Annotated in this window: 19 protein-coding genes; 1 reads left to right on the top strand and 18 read right to left on the bottom strand. The window is 70.7% G+C overall.

Annotated features, from left to right (window positions below; all coding sequences use genetic code 11):
- Nucleotides 1-4 precede the first annotated feature (4 nt).
- The 18 genes from ACZ6JT_RS31905 to ACZ6JT_RS31820 form a co-directional block, all read right to left on the bottom strand.
- The gene (locus ACZ6JT_RS31905) at nt 5-196 is read right to left on the bottom strand and encodes a hypothetical protein (RefSeq protein ID WP_376610920.1); all 192 of its coding nucleotides are present in this window, start codon (nt 194-196) and stop codon (nt 5-7) included.
- A 20-nt stretch (nt 197-216) separates the two neighbouring features.
- Entirely contained in the window at nt 217-1,095 is an 879-nt protein-coding gene (locus ACZ6JT_RS31900) for a type II secretion system F family protein (protein ID WP_469215169.1), read from the bottom strand.
- Complete coding sequence (locus tag ACZ6JT_RS31895) at nt 1,092-2,012, bottom strand: type II secretion system F family protein (protein ID WP_469215509.1); 921 nt, start codon at nt 2,010-2,012, stop codon at nt 1,092-1,094. The genes ACZ6JT_RS31900 and ACZ6JT_RS31895 overlap by 4 nt, the downstream gene beginning before the upstream one ends.
- An 11-nt stretch (nt 2,013-2,023) precedes the next feature.
- Nucleotides 2,024-3,550, bottom strand: coding sequence for a CpaF family protein (locus ACZ6JT_RS31890; RefSeq protein ID WP_469215168.1), 1,527 nt, complete (start codon nt 3,548-3,550; stop codon nt 2,024-2,026).
- On the bottom strand, nt 3,540-4,361 hold the full coding sequence (locus ACZ6JT_RS31885) for a hypothetical protein (protein ID WP_469215167.1): 822 nt from the start codon (nt 4,359-4,361) through the stop codon (nt 3,540-3,542). The genes ACZ6JT_RS31890 and ACZ6JT_RS31885 overlap by 11 nt, the downstream gene beginning before the upstream one ends.
- Nucleotides 4,361-5,074 carry an SAF domain-containing protein gene (locus ACZ6JT_RS31880; RefSeq protein WP_469215165.1) on the bottom strand — a complete coding sequence of 238 codons (714 nt, stop codon included), beginning with the start codon at nt 5,072-5,074 and terminating at the stop codon, nt 4,361-4,363. The genes ACZ6JT_RS31885 and ACZ6JT_RS31880 overlap by 1 nt, the downstream gene beginning before the upstream one ends.
- A 46-nt stretch (nt 5,075-5,120) precedes the next feature.
- Nucleotides 5,121-5,840: an ATP/GTP-binding protein gene (locus tag ACZ6JT_RS31875; RefSeq protein ID WP_469215163.1), complete on the bottom strand. Its 720-nt coding sequence runs from the start codon at nt 5,838-5,840 to the stop codon at nt 5,121-5,123.
- Nucleotides 5,841-6,055: 215 nt separating this feature from the next.
- Nucleotides 6,056-6,595, bottom strand: a complete 540-nt coding sequence (locus ACZ6JT_RS31870) for a hypothetical protein (protein ID WP_469215162.1) — start codon at nt 6,593-6,595, stop codon at nt 6,056-6,058.
- A gap of 391 nt (nt 6,596-6,986) precedes the next feature.
- Entirely contained in the window at nt 6,987-7,895 is a 909-nt protein-coding gene (locus tag ACZ6JT_RS31865; RefSeq protein ID WP_469215160.1) for a replication-relaxation family protein, read from the bottom strand.
- Nucleotides 7,892-10,474, bottom strand: a complete 2,583-nt coding sequence (locus ACZ6JT_RS31860) for an ATP/GTP-binding protein (RefSeq protein WP_469215158.1) — start codon at nt 10,472-10,474, stop codon at nt 7,892-7,894. The genes ACZ6JT_RS31865 and ACZ6JT_RS31860 overlap by 4 nt, the downstream gene beginning before the upstream one ends.
- Nucleotides 10,456-11,097 carry a hypothetical protein gene (locus ACZ6JT_RS31855; RefSeq protein WP_469215156.1) on the bottom strand — a complete coding sequence of 214 codons (642 nt, stop codon included), beginning with the start codon at nt 11,095-11,097 and terminating at the stop codon, nt 10,456-10,458. The genes ACZ6JT_RS31860 and ACZ6JT_RS31855 overlap by 19 nt, the downstream gene beginning before the upstream one ends.
- Complete coding sequence (locus ACZ6JT_RS31850; RefSeq protein ID WP_469215154.1) at nt 11,094-12,215, bottom strand: C40 family peptidase; 1,122 nt, start codon at nt 12,213-12,215, stop codon at nt 11,094-11,096. Before ACZ6JT_RS31850 ends, ACZ6JT_RS31855 begins: the two co-directional genes overlap by 4 nt.
- Nucleotides 12,212-14,899 (bottom strand): hypothetical protein, encoded by a 2,688-nt coding sequence (locus ACZ6JT_RS31845; protein WP_469215152.1) that lies wholly within the window; start codon nt 14,897-14,899, stop codon nt 12,212-12,214. The genes ACZ6JT_RS31850 and ACZ6JT_RS31845 overlap by 4 nt, the downstream gene beginning before the upstream one ends.
- Nucleotides 14,896-17,457: an ATP-binding protein gene (locus ACZ6JT_RS31840; RefSeq protein WP_469215150.1), complete on the bottom strand. Its 2,562-nt coding sequence runs from the start codon at nt 17,455-17,457 to the stop codon at nt 14,896-14,898. The genes ACZ6JT_RS31845 and ACZ6JT_RS31840 overlap by 4 nt, the downstream gene beginning before the upstream one ends.
- Entirely contained in the window at nt 17,457-17,903 is a 447-nt protein-coding gene (locus tag ACZ6JT_RS31835; RefSeq protein ID WP_469215148.1) for a hypothetical protein, read from the bottom strand. The genes ACZ6JT_RS31840 and ACZ6JT_RS31835 overlap by 1 nt, the downstream gene beginning before the upstream one ends.
- Nucleotides 17,904-17,962: 59 nt before the next feature.
- The gene (locus tag ACZ6JT_RS31830) at nt 17,963-18,283 is read right to left on the bottom strand and encodes a hypothetical protein (protein WP_469215146.1); all 321 of its coding nucleotides are present in this window, start codon (nt 18,281-18,283) and stop codon (nt 17,963-17,965) included.
- Nucleotides 18,280-19,245 carry a hypothetical protein gene (locus ACZ6JT_RS31825; protein ID WP_469215144.1) on the bottom strand — a complete coding sequence of 322 codons (966 nt, stop codon included), beginning with the start codon at nt 19,243-19,245 and terminating at the stop codon, nt 18,280-18,282. Before ACZ6JT_RS31825 ends, ACZ6JT_RS31830 begins: the two co-directional genes overlap by 4 nt.
- A gap of 529 nt (nt 19,246-19,774) precedes the next feature.
- On the bottom strand, nt 19,775-20,236 hold the full coding sequence (locus tag ACZ6JT_RS31820) for a hypothetical protein (RefSeq protein WP_469215143.1): 462 nt from the start codon (nt 20,234-20,236) through the stop codon (nt 19,775-19,777).
- 727 nt (nt 20,237-20,963) lie between these two features.
- Between ACZ6JT_RS31820 and ACZ6JT_RS31815 the strand changes: the two genes are divergently transcribed.
- On the top strand, nt 20,964-22,125 hold a 1,162-nt coding region (locus ACZ6JT_RS31815; protein WP_469215142.1), incomplete at its 3' end, for a pentapeptide repeat-containing protein.

Genomic DNA, 22,125 nt, shown 5'->3' with positions numbered 1-22,125 from the left:
GTGGTCAGATGCCGGAGAGGGTGGTGTTGTAGCGGCCGATGACCACGGCGATGGTCCCGGCGATGGCGATGGCTCCGGCTACCGCCGCGACCCAGATGATGATCGTGGTGATGGAGATGTCGCCCCGGTCGGATGCGCCGCCCTGCTCGAGGCGGGACTTGTACCACTGGGCCAGGCGGATTGCGTACTTCGTCATGACGGTGACTCCTTCGGGGGTCAGGTGTTGAGCATGCGGATGATGGCGGGGAAGGCGATCAGGAGCATCACCAGGACGGCGAGGAGGGCGCCGGGGGCGGTCATCTTCTCGCTGTCGGCGTTCGCTTCGGTGGCCTGCGCGGTGAGGAGTTCGGTGCGGAGGTTCTTCGCGCGGGAGCGCAGGGTGGCGTAGACGGATGCGCCGTCGTCGGCGGACTGCCGCATGATCGCGGCGAGGTCGTCCAGGACGGGCAGGTCGAGTTCGGCTGTGAGGCGGGCCAACGATTCCCAGTGCGGCACCTTGTCCACCCGGGAGCGGGCCAGCGCCTGCTGGATGCGGACGAATGCCCAGCCCTGGCCGGTCTGCGCGGCCTGTTCCATGGCCTGTTCGGCCGATACGTTCCCGGCCCGGCGCAGTGCGACCAGGTCGAGATAGGCGGCCATGGCGTGCGCGAACTCGCCTCGGGCACGCTTGGCCTTGTCCCGCAGGGCCAGGTCGGGCGTGAACCACAGCAGAGCCCCGGCCACGATGCCGACGATGGCGGGCAGATACAGCGGCAGGCCCAGCATGAGCAGAGGGATTGTGGACAGGGGCGGCAGCAGCAGGCCGCCGGCCGCCAGGGCCACCTTCGTGAGTACGAACCGGGCCGGGGTGGTGCCGGTCAGCGCGAGGTCCTTGTGGGGGATGCGCACACCCGGCACGTCGGTGAGGTGCTCCACCAGCCACTGCCCCCACCGTTCGTCACGGTCGGCAGCCTCGTCGGTGCGGGGCGGTGCGGGCTGGTTGAGGCGACGCAAGGCGGGCCCGAGGGCGGGGGCGGGGCGCAGGACTTCACGGACCAGGAGGGCGGCGCCGGCGCCGATCGTCGCGCCGGCCAGAATCGCGGCCACGGGCATCATGCCGTCACCTCCGTGCTCTCGTGCTCGGCGCCGCCTTCGGCCAGCGGGGCGGGGGTGACGGCGCTGCGGGGGTCGGCGATCAGGAAGCGGGGGACCGGCTTGGTGTCGGCGATCTGCCGCATCAACGCCAGAACGCCCACGAACCCGGCCGCGAGGACGGCTAGGACCAGCTGGCCCAGCAGCGTGCCGTAGGGGGCGGTGTAGGAGGGGATGAGGAAGCCGGTGCCGATGACGCCGAGGGTGATGATGGTCATCCACCGCATCGTTGTGCGGGGCTTGGCGCGGTCCGCCTCGATCGCCCGCCTGCGGGCGACTTCCTCGTGTACCGACTCCGCCAGGTCGTCCAACGCCTGCGCGAGGCCCGGGCCCCTGTCGGCGGCGGACAGCACGAGGGCGGCCACGACCTTGTCGGCCGTCACATCGTCGAGGGCGTCACCGAACAGGCGCAGCGCATCCGTGGGGCGCCAGCCGACCTGGAGCCGGTCGACGAGATCCCCGACCTCGCCGGCGATGTCGTCGGGGCAGCCCTTGCGGGAGATTTGCAGCGCCTCGTCCAGACCGCGCCCCAGGCGGAGCACGTTGGCCAGGCGCTGGGTCCAGTCGCCGAGTGCCTCGAGCTTCCCGATCCGGGTCGTGGCCGACTTTGTGGGCGCCAGCAGCCACGGCACCCCGACCACGGCCAGGAACACCAGCGCCCCGGCCACGAACACCCCGGTCACCAGCCACAGCACCACTCCGGCCAGCGCGCCGCCGGCCAGGCGGGTGCGGCGGGCCATGCGCTCGTCCCGGCCGGCGAGGCGCCGGCCGGCCCGGATGCGGGCAGCGACGGGCGGACCCTTTGGGGCGGTGGTGCCGACGATTCCGACCACCAGCCCCACCAGTCCGCCGGCGAGGGCGAGTCCGGCCAGTACCCACATCAGCAGCGCGGTCACAGGCCTGCCTCCTCGTCGACGAGCAGCGGCAGGGCGGTACTCCAGGCCCCGCTCGGCACGTTCAGCAGGCCGGCGTCGAAGCCGGCGCGGCGCAGGTCGTTGATGCACCGCGGGTGCATGAGCGGCACCGCCCGGTGCTCGCCCCACTCGGGGCGTGGCCCGAAGACGGCGTTCGTCTCCGGCCGTCCGCCCTCTCCGATCCCGGTGACCTCCAGGACGTGGGAGACGAACCGGTGGCGGTGTCCGCCGATCTTCGTCTCGTCGATGGAGGAGACGAACACGATGAAGTGCAGCCCGTTCGCGGCCTGCCGGTAGGCGAGAGCCTCGGACATGTTGGCCTGGGCCAGGAGGTACAGCTCGGCGATCCGGTCGAACACCACCGACGGATGGATGGCGTGCAGGGTGCACAGATTCCCGCCGGCCCCGTTCGTCATGGCCTGGAGCATCGCCACGATCTCCGGCCCGCGGACCTCACCGACCACGATCCGGGTCAGCGTCATGCGCAGCGCCCGGTACATGAGGTCCATGAGCGTGATCTCACCGGCGGCCTGGCCGCCGACCATCTCGCCGTTGGACTCGCGGGCCTCCATCGGCACGACCTGGCGATGGTGCCCGTTCTCGTGGGCGAACAGCTCGTACTCGGTCTCCAGGGTGGCGAACCGCTCGTCGGGGTCGATCTCCTTCAGCAGGGCGCGCAGCAGGGTGGTCTTGCCTGCCGCCTGCGCGCCCACCACCATGACGTTCTTCTCCGCCCGCACGCAGGCACGCAGGAACGACTCCAGAGTCGAATCGAGCATTCCGCGATTGACGAGCTCGGGTAGGTCCGCGTGACGCATGCTGTGCCGGCGGATCGTGACGTACGTGCCCGGGGTGACGTCGATGACAGCCTGCAGACGGGACCCGTCCGACAGCCGCAACGCAAGGAACGGGTCGGCGGTCGAAAGGCTCCGCTCCGCCTGGCCTGTTGTACGGCGCGCGAGATCCCGCAGGAGCTCGCGCAACTCCTCGTCGGAGTCGGCCACCGGCGCCACCCGCACGCGGCGGCCGTCGGTGAAGTCCAGCCACACGTCCTGGTAGCCGTTGATGAAGATGTTCTCCACCAGCGTGTTGTCCAGGTGCTGCTGGAGCCGGCCGGCCCGGAACTGCAGGTCGAACACGGCCTGAGAGATCGCCGCATCCTCACCCGGACGAGTGGCCGCGCCGCGCTTGACGGCCTCGGCATCCGACCACACCGCCACCTGCTCGTTGATCAGGTGCCGGCCCTGCTGCTCCTGCGCGGCCACGCTCATTCCCGGACGGGCCCGCAGCAGGTCGGTGAGGCGCTCCCCCACCTCCTTCTTGATCAGCCGCACCGCCGCGTAGTCCACCACCCGCGCAGCGGACAGCGCGGGCGCAACCGGCAGAGCCCGCGGATCGGCGGGCCCCGAACCAGCGCCAGCCGGCGCCGACCGCGGCGAGGCCAGACGTGCCTGCAGTGAACCGGCAGTGACCTGCGGTTCACCGTGTAAGGGGCTAGCGCGCATTCCCGACCACCCGCCCTGCAGCAGATCCGGGCGGAGGCGGGGCAAGCCGGGAGCGGCGGATCGCTACCAGCTCCTGCACACGGACCGCGGTCGACCGCGCGGAGCGCATCAGCTCACCGGACTCGAACCGGCGGGGCTGCTCCGCCCCGTCGGACAGCACCTTGGCCTGCTTGGGCTGCCACGGCATCACCGCCGTGACCGGGACCCCCAGGGTCTTGCGGACCTCCTCCTTGGAGAACGGCCCCTCCTCGACCAGGAGCATGCCCAGCTCGGCACTCCCGCCCAAGAGCTCGCGCAGAGCCTCCAGGCGCACCTGGGCACTCTGCAGACTCCGCAGCGTGTTGCGCGCCACCATCAGCACGACATCCGCCTGCTTCGCCAGCACGGCGGACGCCCCGAACGCACCGCGCCGGCCCAGGTCCACCAGGACGTCGTGCCCGTGCTCCTCGATCCCAGCGAACAGGCGGGCCAGCGGCTTCCACACCGGCTCCATCGCCGAGGCGTGCGCGGGATCGTAGAGACCGGGCAACACCAGACGGTCACGGGTCCCCTCGTCGGTGACGTCCACCAGCTGACGCCAGAACGCCTCACCGAGCTGCCCCTGACGGGCCGCGATCGCCAAATTCCGCAGCCCGTGGGTATTGCCCAGGGTGCCCTGGAGCGCACCCGGCAGGATCGCCCCACCGTCCGGATCGGCCTCGGCCAGCACCACCCGGTGACCCTCCACGAGCGGCCACGTCATCAGCAGCGCCATCGCGGCCGTCGTCACCCCCGGAGCCCCGAGCCCCCCCGCCAGCGCGATGACCGCCATCAGCTGCCCTCCTGCGGTGCGAGGATCAACGCAATCGCGCCCGTGGCCACCCGCGCGGCCAACACCGGCCCATCCGCAGCCGGCACCGCCACATCCACCACCACAACCCCCGTGGCCGGCGCAGCCACCCCAACCGCCACCACCGTCGCCGCCAGCGTCTTCGGGGGTGCGGCAGGCTCGGCAGGCTTGCTCCCGCCACCGACCGCCTGGGCAGCGTCCGGGGTGGAGACGATCAGCACCTTCTGACCAGGCGCGAGACGGCTCGCGGGCAGCTGCGCCGGCTTCAACGCCACACCCACCAGCTGCTCACCGCCCTTGACCAGGGACACAGAGGTGACCTGCCCAGGTGACAACAGCGAACCCGCCTTCAGCGCCACCGCGGCGCGCTGGCCGACCATGGCGTGCTTCTTCGCGACAGGGACCGCCTTGACGGCCGGGTCCAGGGCCAGCGACGCGGGCGCCAGATCCGCATCGGAGATCGCCGCCCCCACCGGCACATCGCGGGCCACCACCAGCACGGCAGAACGCTGCCCGGACGCAGTGAACAGCAGCGCCCCGGACAGGCCGCCAGCCGCGATCAGTGCGACGGACAGGGCGATCAGCCCCGGGCGGCGACGTCGCTGACGCACAACGCGGGGTGCGGCCGCCGGCTCGCCGCCGGGGCCGGGTACGGTCTCCCGGCCCGGTGTCGAGGGCGTGGTGGTGGTACTCACGTGCTCTGCCTCCTGGACACGAAAGGAAGTTCAGTCGCCCGGCCAGTTACTGGCCGACGACCTGGAGTTCTCCGATGCGCACCGGAACCTGCGAACTGCGGGTCGTGGCCAAATCGCCCTGCTGGCCCCCACCGACCCAGTGCACAGCCCAAGTCGTCGTCGCGGTCACCGTGTAGTCGCCGACACGGGAGTAGCCCGGAATGCCGCACTGGCCGCTGGCGGCACTCGGCGGTGTCAGCCCGAATGACGGGCTGTAGGGGGTTCCGGGGAACGGGCAGGACACGGTGGAGCCGTTGCCGAAGTTCCACACGACGTCCGCCACAGTCGCCGTGGCGGTCACCGTCACCCCGAGGGCGGTCGCGCTCGCCGACGTCGGCCCCGTCGTCTGCGGGCTCGGCCCGTTCCACACCCATACCGGCACCCCGACCGTCCCGAGGCCGCCCTGCTTGGGAGCGATACCGACATCAGCGCCGAGCAGCCGCATCTTCGTGACCGCCTCCTGCGCCAGAGCCTCGAGGTTCGGACCGCCTCCGTAACCGGGCGGAGGGTTCTGGAACCACCGGAAACCGCCTGCCAGCGGCTGACTCGGGCACTGCCCGTTATAGACGGCCCCGTCCCCCGGCGTATGCCCGGACCACACCGGATCCTCGGCGGGCGGCTGCGGCTCCAGCAGTTGCCAGTAGCAGGAGCTCGAGGCGTCGAACCAGCCTGACTGTTCGTCGTAGCACGGCACCTCAAACTGCCCACCGGAACCGTCGCGCGCCATGCACGTTGTGGGCCCGCCGCCGCCGCCCCCGCCTCCTCCACCGTCACCGGGCTTGCCGGAAGTCGGCGGCTTGTTTCCGCCGGAGTGGACTTCGCAGTCCGTCTCGCCCGGGGGGCAGCCAGCGCCCGGGCCAGGATCTGCCATAGCCAGAGGCGCGGCGGCGAGCATGAGGGCGAGCGCCAGCGATGCAGCTGCTCCAAGTCGGGGTCTGAGGGTCAGCACAGGCGATCCCGAGAGATGTCGAAATCGCGGATCTGCCACGCGCCTGCGATTCGTAGGGCCTCGTACGTAGCCACATGCCGACGGTTGCTGTCCGCTGTCTCCACCTTCTTACCGGTGGCCTTCTCGACCTTGTAATAGTCAGTCGTATCCAGGCAGTCGGTAACCGTGGCGCTGGGAGGGGTAGCTGTCGTGTTCAGAGCCGTGACCTCGGGCGAGTGAGTGGGAGCCCCCTGCACGTTGTATCCGAGGTCCACGTAGTAAGCGCGGGTCGTCTGCACCTTTGAGTAGGCCTTGTCGCCGGCGACCTTCTCGATGCCGGTGTCCTTCATTGAACCGCTGGCGTACACCTTCAGCTGGGCGTCCCAGAACTGGCGGTACACGCCGAGGAGCGCGGTCTTCTCTGCTGCCTGCGGATCGGCCGACGGGGTGGGGGAGGCGGTCGGGCTGGGCGGCGGTGGTGCGGCCTTGTTCTCCTTCGTGCAGCCGATGGTGACGGCCGCAACTGCTGTGGTGATGGCGGCGGCGAGGAGCATGCGCAACCGTGTGCTGCGGTTGTGGTGCTGGCGTGCCGTTGTCACGTGGGAACCCCCAATGTCGCCTTGCCGGTTGGGTACATCGGACCGCCCGAGCAGGCCCCATAGTCGCTGTTGCAACGTGTTTGCATCGTCGCGCAGTGTTGGTAAAGCGCACCCTATGACGTCAACGGCTTAGTGCCTATGGGGTTCTTGGGGCGCAGGGGTCCAATCACCACGGTTTGCCCTCAATGCCGTGCAGTCATATGCCGATTCACCTCTCTTTGGTGCCCGGGAGTCCCGGCTGGCGGGACCGTTTGGTCGCGTCGGGAAACGCACCTTGGCTGTGAACCAGCCAGATGGCTTGTTCTTTGCGTCTGTGACGGTCCGTGGGTGTCCCCGTTCTGGCAGCTCAAAGCCGCGTCCAACCGCGGGGCTCGGCGGCGCCTGCCAGGGGTGTCCACACTGGGCGGGAGGGGCCGAGGGCTTCGAGGTCCTCCAGGATGGCGGCCCCGAGCGGGACGTGTGCGGCGAATCTGGTGACGAGGTCGTGGTCGGCGGTCATGCGCCGCAGGTCCGCGATGCGGTTGGTGAGGGTGGCGCGGGGCGCGCCGGTCAGGACGAACAGGATGCGCGGGAAGCGCGGGTAGAAGCGCTGCCAGGCGAGTGACGATGCCCGGTCGGCCACGATCCGGCGTCGTCCGGCGGTCTGGGGGGTGTAGTCGTGGAAGCGGGCGTAGGTGATGAGCTTGCGGGCGAGGCGCTCGCTGCTCATGGTCGTGCGGTCGATTTCCACGAACGCCCGGTACTGCCGCCGTCGGGGCTGGACGGCGGTGTAGTGGAGGACAGCGTCGGCGATGAGCCGGTCCTCCCCGCCGGTGTCGGGCAGGCGGTGGGTGACCTCGGGGATCCAGTCCAGGGGCTGGTACTCGTCGTCGCGTTCGCGGGCTTCCTCGAGGAACGTGAGGTGGGCGCGGACGCCGGCGAGGGTGTGGGCCGCCCGCATGCGGGCCGTGGTGGGGCTGGCGATGAGGGTGGCCGCGCGGCCGCGGAGCTCCGGCCAGTCGCTAACGGCCTGCGCTCCGGCGGCGGTCAGGAAATGCGCCTGCAGGCCACTTCGGACACCCAGCGCGGTGTGGGTGATCAGCCCCTCTGCGCGCAGCGGGCCGAGGATCTTGTGGATCTTCCGTGGCGGGGTGTGTGGCATGAGCATCTTGTGGAGCTGTGTGGTGGTCAGCAGGCGGTGCTGGGCGATCAGGGCGAGGGCCCGGTGGGCGTAGGTGTCGGCTGTGTCGGGCTGGATCATGGTGGGGCTGGTCATGCGTAGTGCTCCTCAACGTGGTTGTCGGGGGGTGGGGGAGTGAGGCTGGTGAGGAACTCGCGTACCTGCTGCTCCTGGGCGAGGGCGAGCGCCGTCAGCTGTGACAGGGTGCGGGCGCCCGTGTTCTCGTGAGCGGCCCGCAGCAGGGCCCCCGTCCGGGCCGGGCGTGCGAGGGGGCCGAAGACCTCCTCGAGCTCGGGTCCGCGGATTCGCAGGGGTCCGATGCGCTTGCCGGCGACGGTGAGCGAGGCGTAGTGCCACCACCGGTCCAGGCCGGCCACGTCCTGGGGGGTGACGTTGCCGTTCCACTGGTGGGTGATCGGCGCGATCGCCTCGACGGAGCCGGCGGTGGTGGACAGGCAGGATGCGTTCTGCAGCAGGGCCGCGCGGGTGGTGGCACTGAGGCGGTCCAGGAGCTGGGTCATGCCGTGGAGGCGCCCGCCGAACTTACGCAGCTGTTCGGTGATCTCGGCCAGGACGGTGGAGGCGCCCCCGTCCAGGGAGATCAGCTCGTCCAGGTAGAAGCGGAAGGGGCGCCGTTTGGCCATGGGCAGGTCGCGGCGGGACAGGCTGGCGCGCAGGAAGTCGCGGACGATGAGGGAGATCAGCAGGCGATCGGTCGGCCCGGTGCCGGGCGGGCAGATCCATACGACGTGACCCTCGTCCATGGCACGGCGGATGTTGTAGCCGCTGACGGGGCACCCCAGGAAGGCTCGGATGGCGGGGTTGGCACCGAGGCGTTCCAGCGGGTTGAGGACGGTGGCCAGACCGTCGCGGGGGAGGTCGGGGAAGCTGGCGGTCCACCAGCGCTGTGCCTCCGGATCGAGGGTGCTCAAGGTCAGGTACCGGAATGTCGGGTCGGTCAGCAGCGGTCGGATCTGGAACACGGTGGCCTGCTGTTCGGCCGCTCCGGCTGCGACAGCGTGAGCGTTGACCGCGACCAGGGCCTCGACGGCCTTGGTCAGGATGGTGAGCGCGCGAGGCGCGCTCACGTCACCCCATCCCAGGGCGGTGGAGATCGCGTCGATCACGGCGGCGGACACTTCGTACGGGCGTTGTCCGGCGGACATGTCGAGCAGATTCCAGCAGGCCAGCAGATCATCGCCGTCTCGGACGGTGAGGTCGAACAGGGCGATCCGTTCCATGATCTCGTCATGCGCCAGGTAGCGGGCGACGTCGGTGAAGGAGTCGCCGTGCGGGTCGACGAACGCCAGCCCGCGCCCGTTGTGGGCACTGGCAACGGCCTGGACCTGGGCCCGCATGGTCTTGCCCCAGCCGCCCTTGCCCGACTGCACTTCGAACAGGGTGTCGCCCTCACGGGTGGCCAGCAGCCGCTCCCGGCCGTCCGGGCCCCGGTGCCAGCCCTGCGGTACCAAATCCTGCCCCGGCGCGTAGGTCGGCACGTCGCTCTCCAGCAGCGGAAGGTGCGCCGTGACAGTGGGGGGCTTGAGCAGCCCGGCGATTTCCTCCAGGTGGGCCCACCCGCCGCGAGCCGGCCGCATCAGCGCGTGCGTCCACCGCTCATCGAACCGACGCCGCCACGGCCACCAGTCCGGCCCGATCCGCAGCGGCCCCAAGGACCAGCCGAGGGACGAGAGGCGGGAGGCCCCCGCGTACACGTCCATGGCGGCGCTGATGCGCGCCAGACGCTGCTCCGCGCGGCCCGCCGCATTGGAGGCGCACCGCACCAGGATCTGAACGCGGACCAGGCCGGTGTCCTGGGCCAACTTGCCCAGCACGATGTCCCGCTCGACACGGCGCGGCTGCGGCGACATCACCATCTGACCGCGGTGGCTGCGCCACTTGGCCGGGTCCAGCAGCCGCCCCAGGGCAACGGGCACGCTGTCGGCGGAATCCTGAGTGAGCCACCGGGCCTCGTCCTGGGCCTCGCGGCGCGCCTTCTTCCGTGCCGCGCGCATGCTCTGCGTGCGGCGCACCGCGAGGTGCCGGCGGGAGGCGGGGGACAGGTCGACGCACACCTCGGCGAGTTCCCCAAGGCTGGCGTCGAGGCCGGCGACCGCGTCGATCAGCGGTTGCAGCGGGTCCGGGTCCAGGGGGACGTCCCGCAGTCGGGAGCCGGGCACACCGTGCAAGGTGAGGACCGCGCGCACCACGTGGTCACGGCGCTTGTCGGCGATGGGGGCGGCGGGCTTGGACTGGACGCGGGCGCCATAGGGGGTGGTGGTCAACAGGGCGTGCGCTGTGGCGGGGGCCTCAAGGCGGTAGGTCAGGGGCCGGGTTCCGTCGGCGCGCAGCCGTAGCCGCACGGTCCGGGCCCGGCGGGGCACCCACCATGGGCCGGAACCGGCGGCGCGGATGAGCTGCATCCCCTGGCGCCAGATCTGCTCCGGGCTCGGGCCGAATTCGGTGCTCGGCACCAGCTCGACATGGGTGCGCTCAGCGAGTGCTTTTGCGGCCAGATGCTGTTGCAGGGCCTCCCATCCGAGCACCAGTGCGCCGGCGGGAAGGGCGAGCCACCAGGCGTTGGCGAGCACCCAATCGGCGACTGTACCGAGGGCGTCGATGACGTCTGTGGCCGTGCCGAGTGCTCCGGCCGATGTCACAGCGTTCGGTCCCATGATCCTTTTCCGTTGTGGGTGAAGCGGACGGCGGCAGTGCGGCCGTCCAGGAACGTCCCGGCAGGGTTGGCGCCGGCCCATACCAGGCGCACCACCGCGCTCTCCTGGCCGACGGGCGCCGCGGTGTCGCGGCGGGCGGTCGCGGCCTGGATGCGGACCTGTGTGTAGCCGGCCGTCTCCGCCAGCCAGGCCGTACGGCCTGCGGAAACCAACTGCTGTTCGGTTGCGGGCGGAAGATCTGGGTGGCTGGCCTGATCGAGTGCCTGCTGGATGAGCGCGTCCGCGGCCGGACCTGATCCGGGCGGTGGCAGCACGCTCGCCGCAGCCGGTCCGCCGGGCTCGGCGGCACCGATCGGTCGCGTGCCGCTTGGGCGGGGCGAGGCGTTCGGTACCGCGGACGGCGGCGCCGATACGGCTCCCTCGCCAGACGGTGCGGGCTGGGACGTGCCGGATGCGGATGCGGCCTCGGCTGGAGCCCTGGGTGCGACGGCGGCCGGTGCGACGGGTCGCGCGCCCTCCGCGGGACGAGTGATCCCCGTGGACAGCAACCAGGATCCGGCGCAGGCGAGGAAGACGGCCGCAGCCACCAGACGGTCACCGGTCCACCAGAGGGTGCCCTTCACAGAAGCCGTGTCCCTCCCGCGTAGTCGGGCAGTGCGGTGACGGGGTCGATCCGCACGGGTTTCCCAGGCCGGGGTGCGTTGATCATCTGCCCGTCTCCGAGGTAGATCCCGACGTGGTGGATGGTGGAGTCGTTGGTGGGGCTGTAGCCGTAGAAAACGAGGTCGCCCGGCACCAGTGCGGTGAAGCCGGCCGAGGCAGGGATGCGCCGGCCCGCACTGGCTTGGGCGGCGGCGGTGCGCGGGAGGTTGATCCCGGCCTGCGCGTACGCGTAGAGCGTCAGGCCCGAGCAGTCGAAGCCGGTCACGGTGCGCCCGTCCTGCCCGCCCGGTGAGCAGCAGATCCCGGTGGAGGGCCCGTCGGCGTCGCCACCACCCCAGGAGTAGGGGATGCCCTGCTGGGCGAGGGCGGCCTGGATGATGGCACCGGCGTTCCCGCTGGGGATCTGTGGGGTGCTGCCCAGGGCGTCGTAGCGGTCGATGCCGGAGAGTACGTCGTCGACATAGGCCCAAGACCGGTTGTAGGTGTGGATGGCGGCACGGAGCTGGTCGCGGTCGTCCAGGTTGCGGCCGCCTCCGCACAGGTAGACCGCGGCGGAGGTGGCGGCGTCGTCGGCGTTGTGCGGGTTGCGGATGCCGTCGCCGTTGCCGTCCTTGCCGTAGGCGCGGAAGGTTTCGGGGAGGAACTGGAAGGGTCCCACCGCCCGTTCGAACTCGGTGTCGCCGTCCCACTGGCCGCCGTCGGTGTCGCGGATGGCGGTGGTGTTGCCGCCGGCTCCGGAACCGTCCAGCCGGGGGCCGGTGATGGGCGGGGTGATGTCGCCGCCCGCGCTGACGGTGCGGCCCGACGCGTGGTCGGACTCCACCCGGGCGATCCCGGCGAGGATCTGCCAGCGCATCCCCTTGCACGCGGGCACGTGCGCGCCGATCTGGGAGGCGCCGGTGAGGTAGGCAGACAGCATCCTCGGGGGGATCCCGGCCGCCGCCGCGTCGATGCCTGCGCCCCCGGTGGGACTGTCCTGGCTGCGGGCGGCCGCCGCCAGCAGGACGGGACCGGTGCAGCACACCGCCGCCGCCAGGAGCAGCACGCCGAGACAGCCCAGCTTCTTCCACCGCTTCACCGCTCCCCCTCCTCGCGGCGACGGCGCTCTGCCGCGCGGGCCTCGAAGATCCGACGCAGCCGCACCGCGTTCGCCTCGGTCTCAGCCTGTGCAGGGTCCGCCTGGCCCTGGCCCTGGCCCTGGCCTTGGCCTTGGCCTTGGCCCTGAGCCTGGGGCTGGGGCTGAACGGTGCTCGCCTCTGTGCGTCTCCGGGCCACCTGACTACGGCGCCGGGAGGTGCCGCTCGCGCCTGCGACGGGCGGTGCTGACACTGCGGTGTCCGCACGCTGGCGGCTGACCGTGGTCCTCAGGCCGGACCGCGGTGTGCCGTCCAGCGGCGCCGTATGGATGGCCGCCGCGATCGCGGTGTCACGAACGGCTCCCACCGGGTCGTGTACCTGCCACGTGGTGGCCAGGACCTGTCCAGTGTGGTCGACGTCGTCCCGGATGGTGCGGCCGATATCTGCCCACTGGCCTGCGTCCTCGCGGACCTGAAGCCACGAGACCCGCAGTTGGGTTCGGGCGTCGTTGGTGAACTCCGAGGCTGCGGCTCCCGTCGCTTCCAGGTTGCGGGGGAGCCCCAGGGTCGCGCCGTAGGTGAGGCGGGCGGCGCGGGACGCGACACGGTAGCCGCGGAGCCTGCTGGCACGGGCGTGGATCCGGGATCCGAGCAGTGGCCGGTCACTGGCCGGGTCGTGCAGGATCTTGCCCGACCACTTGTCCACCACCATCGCGCCGCCGGTACCGGCACCCGGCCAGCCGGCGGCCGTGCCGTTGGCGTACGCCCGCAGCCGCGCGGCTGCCGGATGGCCTCCGGGCTTCGGTCCCACCAGCGCGGCGTGTGCGCCGCGCAGCGCGACAGCCAGCGGCGCGATCCCGCGCCGTCCTTCGGCCACCGCGTCGCCGATGAGCCGGCCGGGAGACATCGGCATCCCCGTCCCGTCGCTGAGCGCCGCCAGACTGCCCAGGGACCGCAGCCGGGCCCCGAACGCCCCGTGCGCAGCGGAGAATCCACCTCCCAGCGAGCTGGGGCGGTTGCCTCCAGCCGAGCCGTTCATGGCGAGGGCCGCGCCCAGTTCGGAAGTGTCGCCGCGCAGGTGGCTTCCGCCGATTTTTGAGTAGCGCATGCGGGTTGCCATGCGCTGCCCGAATCCGGCCGTCGCCCTTAAGACCCTGCGGTGCATGATGAGGAAGGCCACGGCCAGGGCGTCCACCAGTAGCAGGCGTTCCATCATCTGATCAGGGCCGCTGTCGGCGAGCAGCGCGTCCACGGCGATCCCGAAGAGGGGCAGCGCCATCGCGGCCACGAACGCCACCAGGGCGGAGACGACGAACACGCCCAGCCACCGCCACAGCAGCATCCGGGACGGGCCGGGCAGCATCGCCCACACCCATGCGATCGGCCCGCCGGCCGCAGCGGCCGCGTCCGCGCCCTGGGCGCCGAGCATCACCACTGCCATCGAAACGACCATGAGCGCCACGACGAGGACGGCGACCAGCAGCGCCAGGACCGACCACACCCGATCCCATGTCGGCGTCTTCGCGTACGCGGCCGCGGACTTGCCCACGGGGCCGGCATCCTCCAAGTCCCGGATCAGCCCCGGAAAGCCGGCCTTGCCGAGGACCGCCTCACGGCACCGCTTCTCGCTGAGATCGTCGAGGTATTCGCACTTCTTGGCCTGTTCCCGCCGCTTCTGCGCGTCCTCGCAGTACGTCTTGGAGGGGCCGTCGAGCAGTCCGCAGGGGTCTTTCTTGTCCCCCGACATTTGTGTGGCCGCCGACGCGGGCACGTTGCCCTTGATCCATTTCAGGTGGGCCTTGTATGCGGATTCGTCGCCGGGCTTCTTGGGGTCCAGTACGCGCCCGTACTGCAGGAGCATGTACGGCTTGACGACCAGGGCGTCGGTCAGTGCGGCCTGGATCGGGGTGGTGACCGTCTTGGCGTCGGCTTGCTCTCTGATGCAGGCGTCGTGGGCTGGGCCGACGGCGGTGTCGCAGGGCCGGCCGCCGCGGGCCGGGGTGTCGAAGTAGGAGGAGGTGGTGATGGAGGCGACCTCGATGGCTGCCTGGTGGGTCTGCTGCAGCGGCCCGTCTTTGCCCAACAGGTAGTCGGGCCGGACGAATGCGCTGGCGGCGAGGCCCGCGATGACCAGGGTCATGGCGATCTCACCGAGACCTGTACCGACTTTGCCGCGCACGAACATGACCAGTCCGAAGACGAATGCCCATGCGAGCAGGAGGCCTTCGAGGCCGAGGGCGCCCACGACGTGCCGCTGGTAGGCGTCGGCGAGGCGCTGCGCGGGGTCGGTGAGAAGGTTCAGCAGCGGGAAGTCGAATACGAAGCGAATCAGCCAGCAGCACAGGCCCACCAGCAGCCGCACCAGGGTGAACAGGCCGCTCAGCAGGAGTCGCTGGGTTTCCCCGATGACGTCGAACGGCAGCTTGTTTCCCACGACGGCGTTCTCGACGCGTTCCCCGACGGATACGGATGCGGTGGAGCTGTCGAGCTGGTAGCCGCTGAGAGGGACGCCTTCGCGGGTGGTGATGTCCAGGGGTCCCAGCAGGCCTCCGCCCGCCGCGGATCCGTCGGCGGCTGATGCCACGGCGGTGTTGGTCACCAGGAACACCACGGTCAGCAGGGTGACGAACGCTGCGGAGCGCAGGGTTCCCCGGTCGACCTCGAATCTGCCCAGCAGGCGCGTCATCGTTTGCCCTCACGGTTCGAGGCGGGGGTGCGGCCGGGGGTGGTGAAGATGGCTTCCTGTAGGCGTGGCACGGGTGGGACGACGACCTTGATCCGGCCGACCTGCATGCGCGGATCGCGCAGCAGCATCTCGCCGTCCCGGCCCGGCTGCCCTACCGGGGAGAGCCCGGTGGTCACCAGCCGGATCAGGTCCTCGTCCTCGGCGTCCAGGCCGAGGAAGCGCAGGCCTCTGGCCGCGCGGGCGCTGTCGGTGGTGCGGGCGAGGAACCGGTAGGCGATCAAGCCGGCGTCCTTGCCCAGTTCCGTCTCGTCGTGGGCGCCGAGGAACACCCCGGCGCCGTGCTTGCGGCCGTCGTGGAGGATCTCGTGGACCAGCGCCGCGCCTTCGGCAGAGGAGGTCAGCCAGTAGCACTCGTCCAGCGCGACGAGGCAGAACCTGCCGGGGTCGGTGAAAGCGGCCTGTCGGGCGATGGCCGCGATCAGATACAGCACGGCCCGGCCGATCAGCGCCTCCAGCGGCTGCTGGCGCAGGACCTCGACGTCGGCGAACGCCTCGCGCGGGGGGAGGGTGAGGCCGGTGGTGGTCACCACCACCATGTCGGCTCCCAGGTCCCCGTCCAGGGTGACCGGCGGCAGACCGGGGTCGAACACCATCGCGGCGAGCGGGTTGCCGCGCACGATCCGCAGCAGGTCGGCCATGGTCGCCGCCGCGTCCGCACGGCTGGCGCCGCTCGGGGTTGCGGCCAGCGCGGTCAGGACGTCCAGGACCTTGCCCATGGAGGGCTCCGGCCCGCCGGAAACCTCCTCGACCGCGTGGTGCAGGACGGCGCCGGCGGCGGTCATCGCCCCGACGCCCAACTGCAGGGTCAGGTAGGACAGGGCGTAGTGGGCGCCGACAGGTCCACCGAACACCCGCAGCGGATCAATGGAGATCCGGGCTTGGGCGGCGTCGATGACCTGGCAGCGCTCTCCCATCGAGGCGCGGGCGAAGCGGGCCCACTCACGGATCGGGGTCCGGTCGATGACGATGCCCCTACCGCCGCGGTCCGCGACCGCCGCGGTGACCAGCTTCTCCAGCACGCTCTTGCCGCTGCCCAGGTCCCCGATCACCGCGCTGGAGGCGGAGGCGTTGACCTGGGGGGCGTCGGCCGGGTTGAGCAGGACGGGGCGGATGGTGCCACTGTCGAGATCGTGCCCGATCATCATTCCCGTCGGGTCCCCCACACGCGACAAGGTCAGCGCACCGCCGGCGGCCCAGTCCTCGGAGAGCTGGTGCTGGGTGAACTGCCCCAGCTTCGGAGCCCGCACCGCACCGGGGAGCCCCAGGGCGAACAGCTCCTCCTGCATCCCGTACGGGCGCTCCACCCGGTAGTCCCCGCCCGACAGGGCCGCCGACAGCTCCCGCGCCCGCGCATCGCACGTCACCGCATCCGGCCCCCACACGCTGAGCACCGTGACGGACTGCACCTCGACCTCGACCGAGGTACGTGCCATCCGGGCGTCCTGCTCGGCGAGGTCACCGGCCGCGTCCGGCAGCGAGTGCGGCATCCCCGTGGGCTGCGCCCCGTACTGCTCGGCCTGGTCCAGGAGCTCGCGCTTCTTGCGCTGCACCTGCGCACGTGCCTTCTTCGCGGGCACCACGTGCAGGTCCACGGCGACGTCGACAGGGAACGGCAGTCCCTCCAGCTGAGCCAGGACATCCGCGCTCTGCACCGACACCGCCGGCGGGAGCTCGGCGAGGACGAGGTGTGCCTGGTAGCCGATGCCGGTCTCCGATTCGACCTGCAGCCACTTACGGCCCATGGGGGAGGAGGTACCCGACCGCCACCACGGCGTCTTGTCCGCCTTCGGTTCCTCGCCGCGGTCCCGCCCGCCTTCGGCGAGTCGGATCTGCCCCAGGTCGGCGTATGCGGGGGAGGACAGCTTTCCGTCGCGGACGCGGCTGCCGAACAGGGGGCTGTGCTCCGCGTCGCCCAACAGGGGCTCGTCCGGCAGGCCACGGTGGACGGCGTGCTGGAGCATCCACACGATCTCGGCCGGGCCCGCCGGGCGCAGGCCGAGCCCACCGCCCAGGGAGGACTGGAGGCGCTCGGCCTCCTCCAGCGCTGCCCGCACCTCTGGCTCGGTCACCGGGACCGGCGCCAGTTCCAGGGCGGCAGACAGCTCCGCGTACAGGGCGCGTACCGAGGCGCCGGCCGCCGACCCCTTGGACGCGAGGGGGATGGCAAGCCACAGCGTCCGCTCGTGCATCTCCTGACCGGTCAGCAGATCCACCGCCGCGCCGCACCTCCGCGCCCACGCGGGCAGGCGCTGCCAATCGACGCCAGCGACCATGCGCTCGGCGATCTCGCCCGGGTCGGTCGCAGCCGCCAGCACGAACAGGCGCGGCTCCATGCCGGGCATCGACCTCACCAGGGAGGTGATCCGGCCCAGCAGCTCCTGGTGGACTCGCGCAGGCAGGTAACCAGCGGGCAGAGGCGCGACGCGCCACACCGCCCACACCCGAGCCGACGTCGACCACAGCAGATGACCGTGGATGTGCCGAAACGGCGTCCTCATCACACCGCCCCCCGCCCCGCACCAGCCACCAGCCGCGACAGGCCCGAACCCGCCGCCCCGGCAGCCAGGACCGACACGGGCACCACGGCCCGCGCCTGGGAAGGCGCCGAAGTGGCACCCGGCTCGGACGCGCAGGAGATGATGAACCGGCACCGCAGATGAGACGGCTGCCGGTCCTTGGCGATCCGGCCCCCGATCCGCCCGGCCGGATGGCGGGCCATCAGAACCAGTACACCCACCAGCGCCGTGAACGGGTTCTGCCCCGCAATCTGCGCCCCGCGAACGGCCCACACGGAAGCGATCCACAACACCAGCGGAATCGGCCCCGCCCACGACCAGAACGCATACGTCTTGATCAGGGCGAAGGCCCCACCGCCGAGAACCACCAGCTGCGCCGGCGTGTACGGGCCGAACGGCACCGTCCAGTCACCGAGCTTGCCCAGCACCCATGGATGCCGGCGCGCGCTCGTGTAGACCCGTGCGACACGCGGCCGCCCCGCCCCGCTCACAACACTCCGCCGTTCGAAGCGGTATCCGGGGTGATCACCACGGTGACCTGTCCAGCGCCCTTGGCAGGGTTGCTGATCTCGTTGGAGAAGATCGACGCGAGGGAATCGCGCGAGTTGTAGATGCCGAGAGCGATGACCAGCGCGATGAGAGCGCCGATTCCGGCCTTCAGGGAGAACTTCCGGGCGACGGTAAGCACGACGACCAGCGTCAGAGCGGCTTTGAGGCCCTTGTCTGCCCAGTCGGCCAGGGTTCCGATCAGGGAGTCGCCCAACGTGTCCAGCTGGCCGGCCAGCACCACAGAATGCAGCGTGTTCATCGCGCACCACCCGAGACAGCCGCAGGGGAGGAAGAGACCGTGCTGGCGGGCGGCTCGGTGACGCCGGCCTCCAGGGTGCTGACCTCCCACCGCCCGGCACGGGCGGTCACCTCCGCCCGGTAGACCAGGGGCCAGCGCACCCCCTGCCGGTCCTCTCCTGTCACGTGGATATGGACCTGCGCCTTCGACCCGTCCGCCGGCACTGCCGCGCCGGTGGCGATCTCGGCGTCCGCGAGGACGTTCTCGAGGTCGATCCGCGCGTACGGGGCTACCTTCGGTGCGGACACGCGCAGACCAGGGGAGAGGTAGCGCTCCAGGCCTCCGTTCTGACCGCCGCCGAGGTAGGCACGCACGAACTCGCCCACGGACGTCTCCAGCGCGCCGCCGGCAGGGACCCGGTGGATGAACTGCGAGGCGGGTACCGGCGGGGCGTCGGGCGCGGCGACTTCGGCCGGTGCTCCGCTGACCGTGGCCGGACTACCGTCCGTGCCGCCGTACCCGGAGACGGCGTAATACCGGACGAGTGGGCTCCCGGCGTTGGGATTGGCTGCGGTTGCGGCTGCGGCCGGCTCGGTCTGGTCGTGGATGGCTGCGGCCACCACCGTCCATGTGTTCGGTCCGATCGACGTGCGGACGGCGACCACGCGTGCGGCGGTCGGCGCTGCATCGGTGGATCGCGGACGCTTGGGCAGGTCCGCCTGGGGAGCCAGTGATCGAACGGCGGCCGCGATGCTGCTGTTGGGGGCGGCGGCGTCGGCGCGTAGCCACAGGTCCACGAACATCTCCGCCACACCGCGGGGGTCGGTCGGAGGCCGAGATTCTGTGGGGCTCGGGGCGGGTGCGGCCTGGACCACGGTGGTCGGCGGGGCGTAGATCGTGGCGGCCAAGGCGAGGGGGCCGGCGCCGAGGGCGCTCCACATCGCGAGGCGTACCAACCGGGGTCCGCGAGGGACTGTCCGCACCGGAACGGTGTCAGGGCGGATCTTGCGCAGGGAGGGCCAGGCCGGCTGATCGGGGATAGGCCGGGTCGTACGGCGGCTTGGAACAGGAGGCGCGGGAGCCATGGGATGCCCTTCTGGGTGAGGAGTTGTGTTCTGCCCTCACGGAACGGCGGTGTCCTCACCGGCTGGCTCACCACGGCCACCCCTGCCGCATCACGGGTGGGAACAGGTCACGTTGGTGACTCCCCAGGACCTCCCCATCGCAGGTCACAGCCTTGTGCGGGTTTGGCTCACCGGGATGTGCAACATCACCAGCATGCTTCGGTATCACTCACAGGGTGCGAAATGGGCCCGGCCGGGTCCGCGTCAGCATCAGCCACCTCTCAGCACCTCCTGCGGCGGCGGTCCACTGCCCGCCCCTGCGGCGGCACACGGTCCGCACCACAGCCCCCGCCCCGACGATGAGGGGGCGGTGCACCGGCCGGGACCACGCGTGGCAGTCGGTGCCCCGTCAGCCCGTGCGGCCCATGCGGGGCACCGGCCGCCCCATCTACAGGGGCGAGGCGGTGCTGGTGGCGAAGGGCTGGCCGCAGCGGGGGCAGTCGGTGGTGGCGGTCGCGGCGGCGGTGGCTATTCCTGTTCGGTTTGGCGGGCGGCTTGGAGCATTTTGGACCAGGTGCTGGCGGAGGAGCCGGGCATGAGCTGGTGGAGGCGTTCGATGTGCCGGGCGGGGCGCTCGGGGGTGCTGGGCGAGGATTTGGCGGGCGAGGGTGAGGCGGGAGTCGCCGGTGTAGGCGGTGCCGGGGCGGGAGCCGGCCCGTTTGCCCGCACCGGCGGGCGGCATGCTGGTGGTGCGGGTGTCGATGTAGTGCTGGGCGTCGGCCCGGCGCCATTTGGGGCGGCGGCGGTTTTCGGGGTCGCCCCATTCGGCGGGTGCGGGGAATCCCTCGGGCGGGATGGTGGAGACCTTCGAGACCCAGCTGTATGGGTGAGTGCAAGGTGTAGTGGCCATCTCGTGGGGGCCGAAGCCTCGTACCGTGGCGGGGGATCCTGACGGGGAAGCTGGGGGGGAAACTCGGGGGGAACCTGCAGGGGAGACTGAGGGGGAAGGTCAGCCGCGGGCGACTGACCGTTCTTGCAGGTCACCATCCGCCAGGCGGGTGGTGACTGGGCCGATTTACCCCTGTGCGCGGGAAGAGAAGAGAGATGAGGGCGAGTTCGGGGTGAGTTCACTGCCGTGGATCGCCCTGGGTGCTCCGCAGGGCGCCGCCGTTGCTGGCGCGGCGCCGAGGGCTCATGGCGTGGACTACGACAACTGCCTCAGCAAGGGTTCACACAGTGCCGCTCCGAATGCATCGATCCGAACACACATGCGGAAATTCTGTCCAAGCTCTGTGCCCCAGCGTGGTCAACCTGCCTAGCTGCCAAAGGCAGTTCATGGTCGCCCCGACGCCAGCAGGGATGCTCCCGGGTGCAAGTTGATCCGGAACCTCGTGAACCTCATGCACCCGGCGGTTGGCGCGGCGCAGAACAGCAGCCGCTTGGCCACCATCCCGACTCCCGCCGGAGCGAACAGACGGCTGAGCACGGGATCCGTACGTGATGGTGCACGATCCAGCCCAGCCGGGCGGGACCAGCGCAAGCCCGCCGCCCAGGTGGCGGATGTGGGCATGCCCGATCGCTTCCGGTCTGACAGCCTGGCCGCGACGGATGCAAGAACTAGGCCACTGGGTGGACCTGTGAACGCGACGGAAACGTCGAGCGGTGACGACGAAGCGAGACCGGTACTGGATCTCGCAGATCTTGAACGGAAGTCCGCCCTATGGCCGATCAAGCGGGCGATGTGGGTCACCTCCGTCGCGGCGCTGGTCCTCCTCAGTGGCTTGACAGCGCTAGCATTCGCGATCTTGGGCTTTCCCGGCATCGAACACCAGGACACTGTGCCGGTGGACACCCTGCTGAACGTATTGAAGCTGGTTTTCGCGGTAGTGGCGGGTTCCGGCGCTCTGGTGGCGTTGGTGATGGGCTACCGCCGGCAGCGTGTCGCCGAGGCACAGAACGTGCTGGCGAAGGAGAGCGGGCAGCGGGAACACGCCAGGGCGGAAAGGGAACACACCAGGGAGGAGAGAGAACGAACCCGGGTGCTTAACGAGCGGTTCGCCACTGCCGCCGGACAGCTCGGACATGATGAGGCCGCCGTACGGCTGGCTGGGGTATACGCGATGGCCGGGCTGGCTGACGACTGGAAAGAGCACCGTCAGACGTGCATCAGCGTCCTGTGCGCGACACTCCGTATCCCTTACGCCCCCGCGCCTGGCGCAACACCTGCTCCAGATCTGACCTGGAAGGCCCACTGGGAGGTGCGTCAAACCGTCATCAGATGTATCTGCGCGCATCTGCTGCCGAATACCGCGGGGTCATGGCAGGGCTACGACTTCGACTTCACGGGCGCCGTCTTCGACGACGCCGACTTCTCTGACGCTGACTTCTCCGCAGGCACAGTGTCCTTCCGCGGCGCGACGTTCTCCCGCGGCGTGGTTAACTTCCGCGGCGCAAAGTTCTCCGGGGCTGATGTCGACTTCCGCGACACAAAATTCACCGGGGGTATGGTGGCCTTCAGTGAGGCGACGTTCTCCAATAGCCTGGTTGCCTTCAGCAGGGCGGAATTCTCTGGGGCCACGGTAACGTTTGGCGAAGCGCAGGTCTCCGGCGGTTCGGTGACCTTCGACGAGGCGACGTTCTCCGGCGGAAAGGTGAGTTTCTCGTGCGCGTTCTCCGGGGGTGATGTCAATTTCCGCAAGGCGGCGTTCGCCGGCGCCAGGGTGACGTTCTTTGGTGCGGCGTTCACCAGGGGCCCGGTAACGTTCCGCGACGCGACGTTCTCCGGCGGCGAGGTGACGT

The sequence above is a fragment of the Streptomyces sp. NPDC046308 genome (assembly GCF_055588065.1).
The sequence above is the reverse complement of the archived record's forward strand: the minus strand, read 5'-3'. Positions and strand labels throughout refer to the sequence as shown.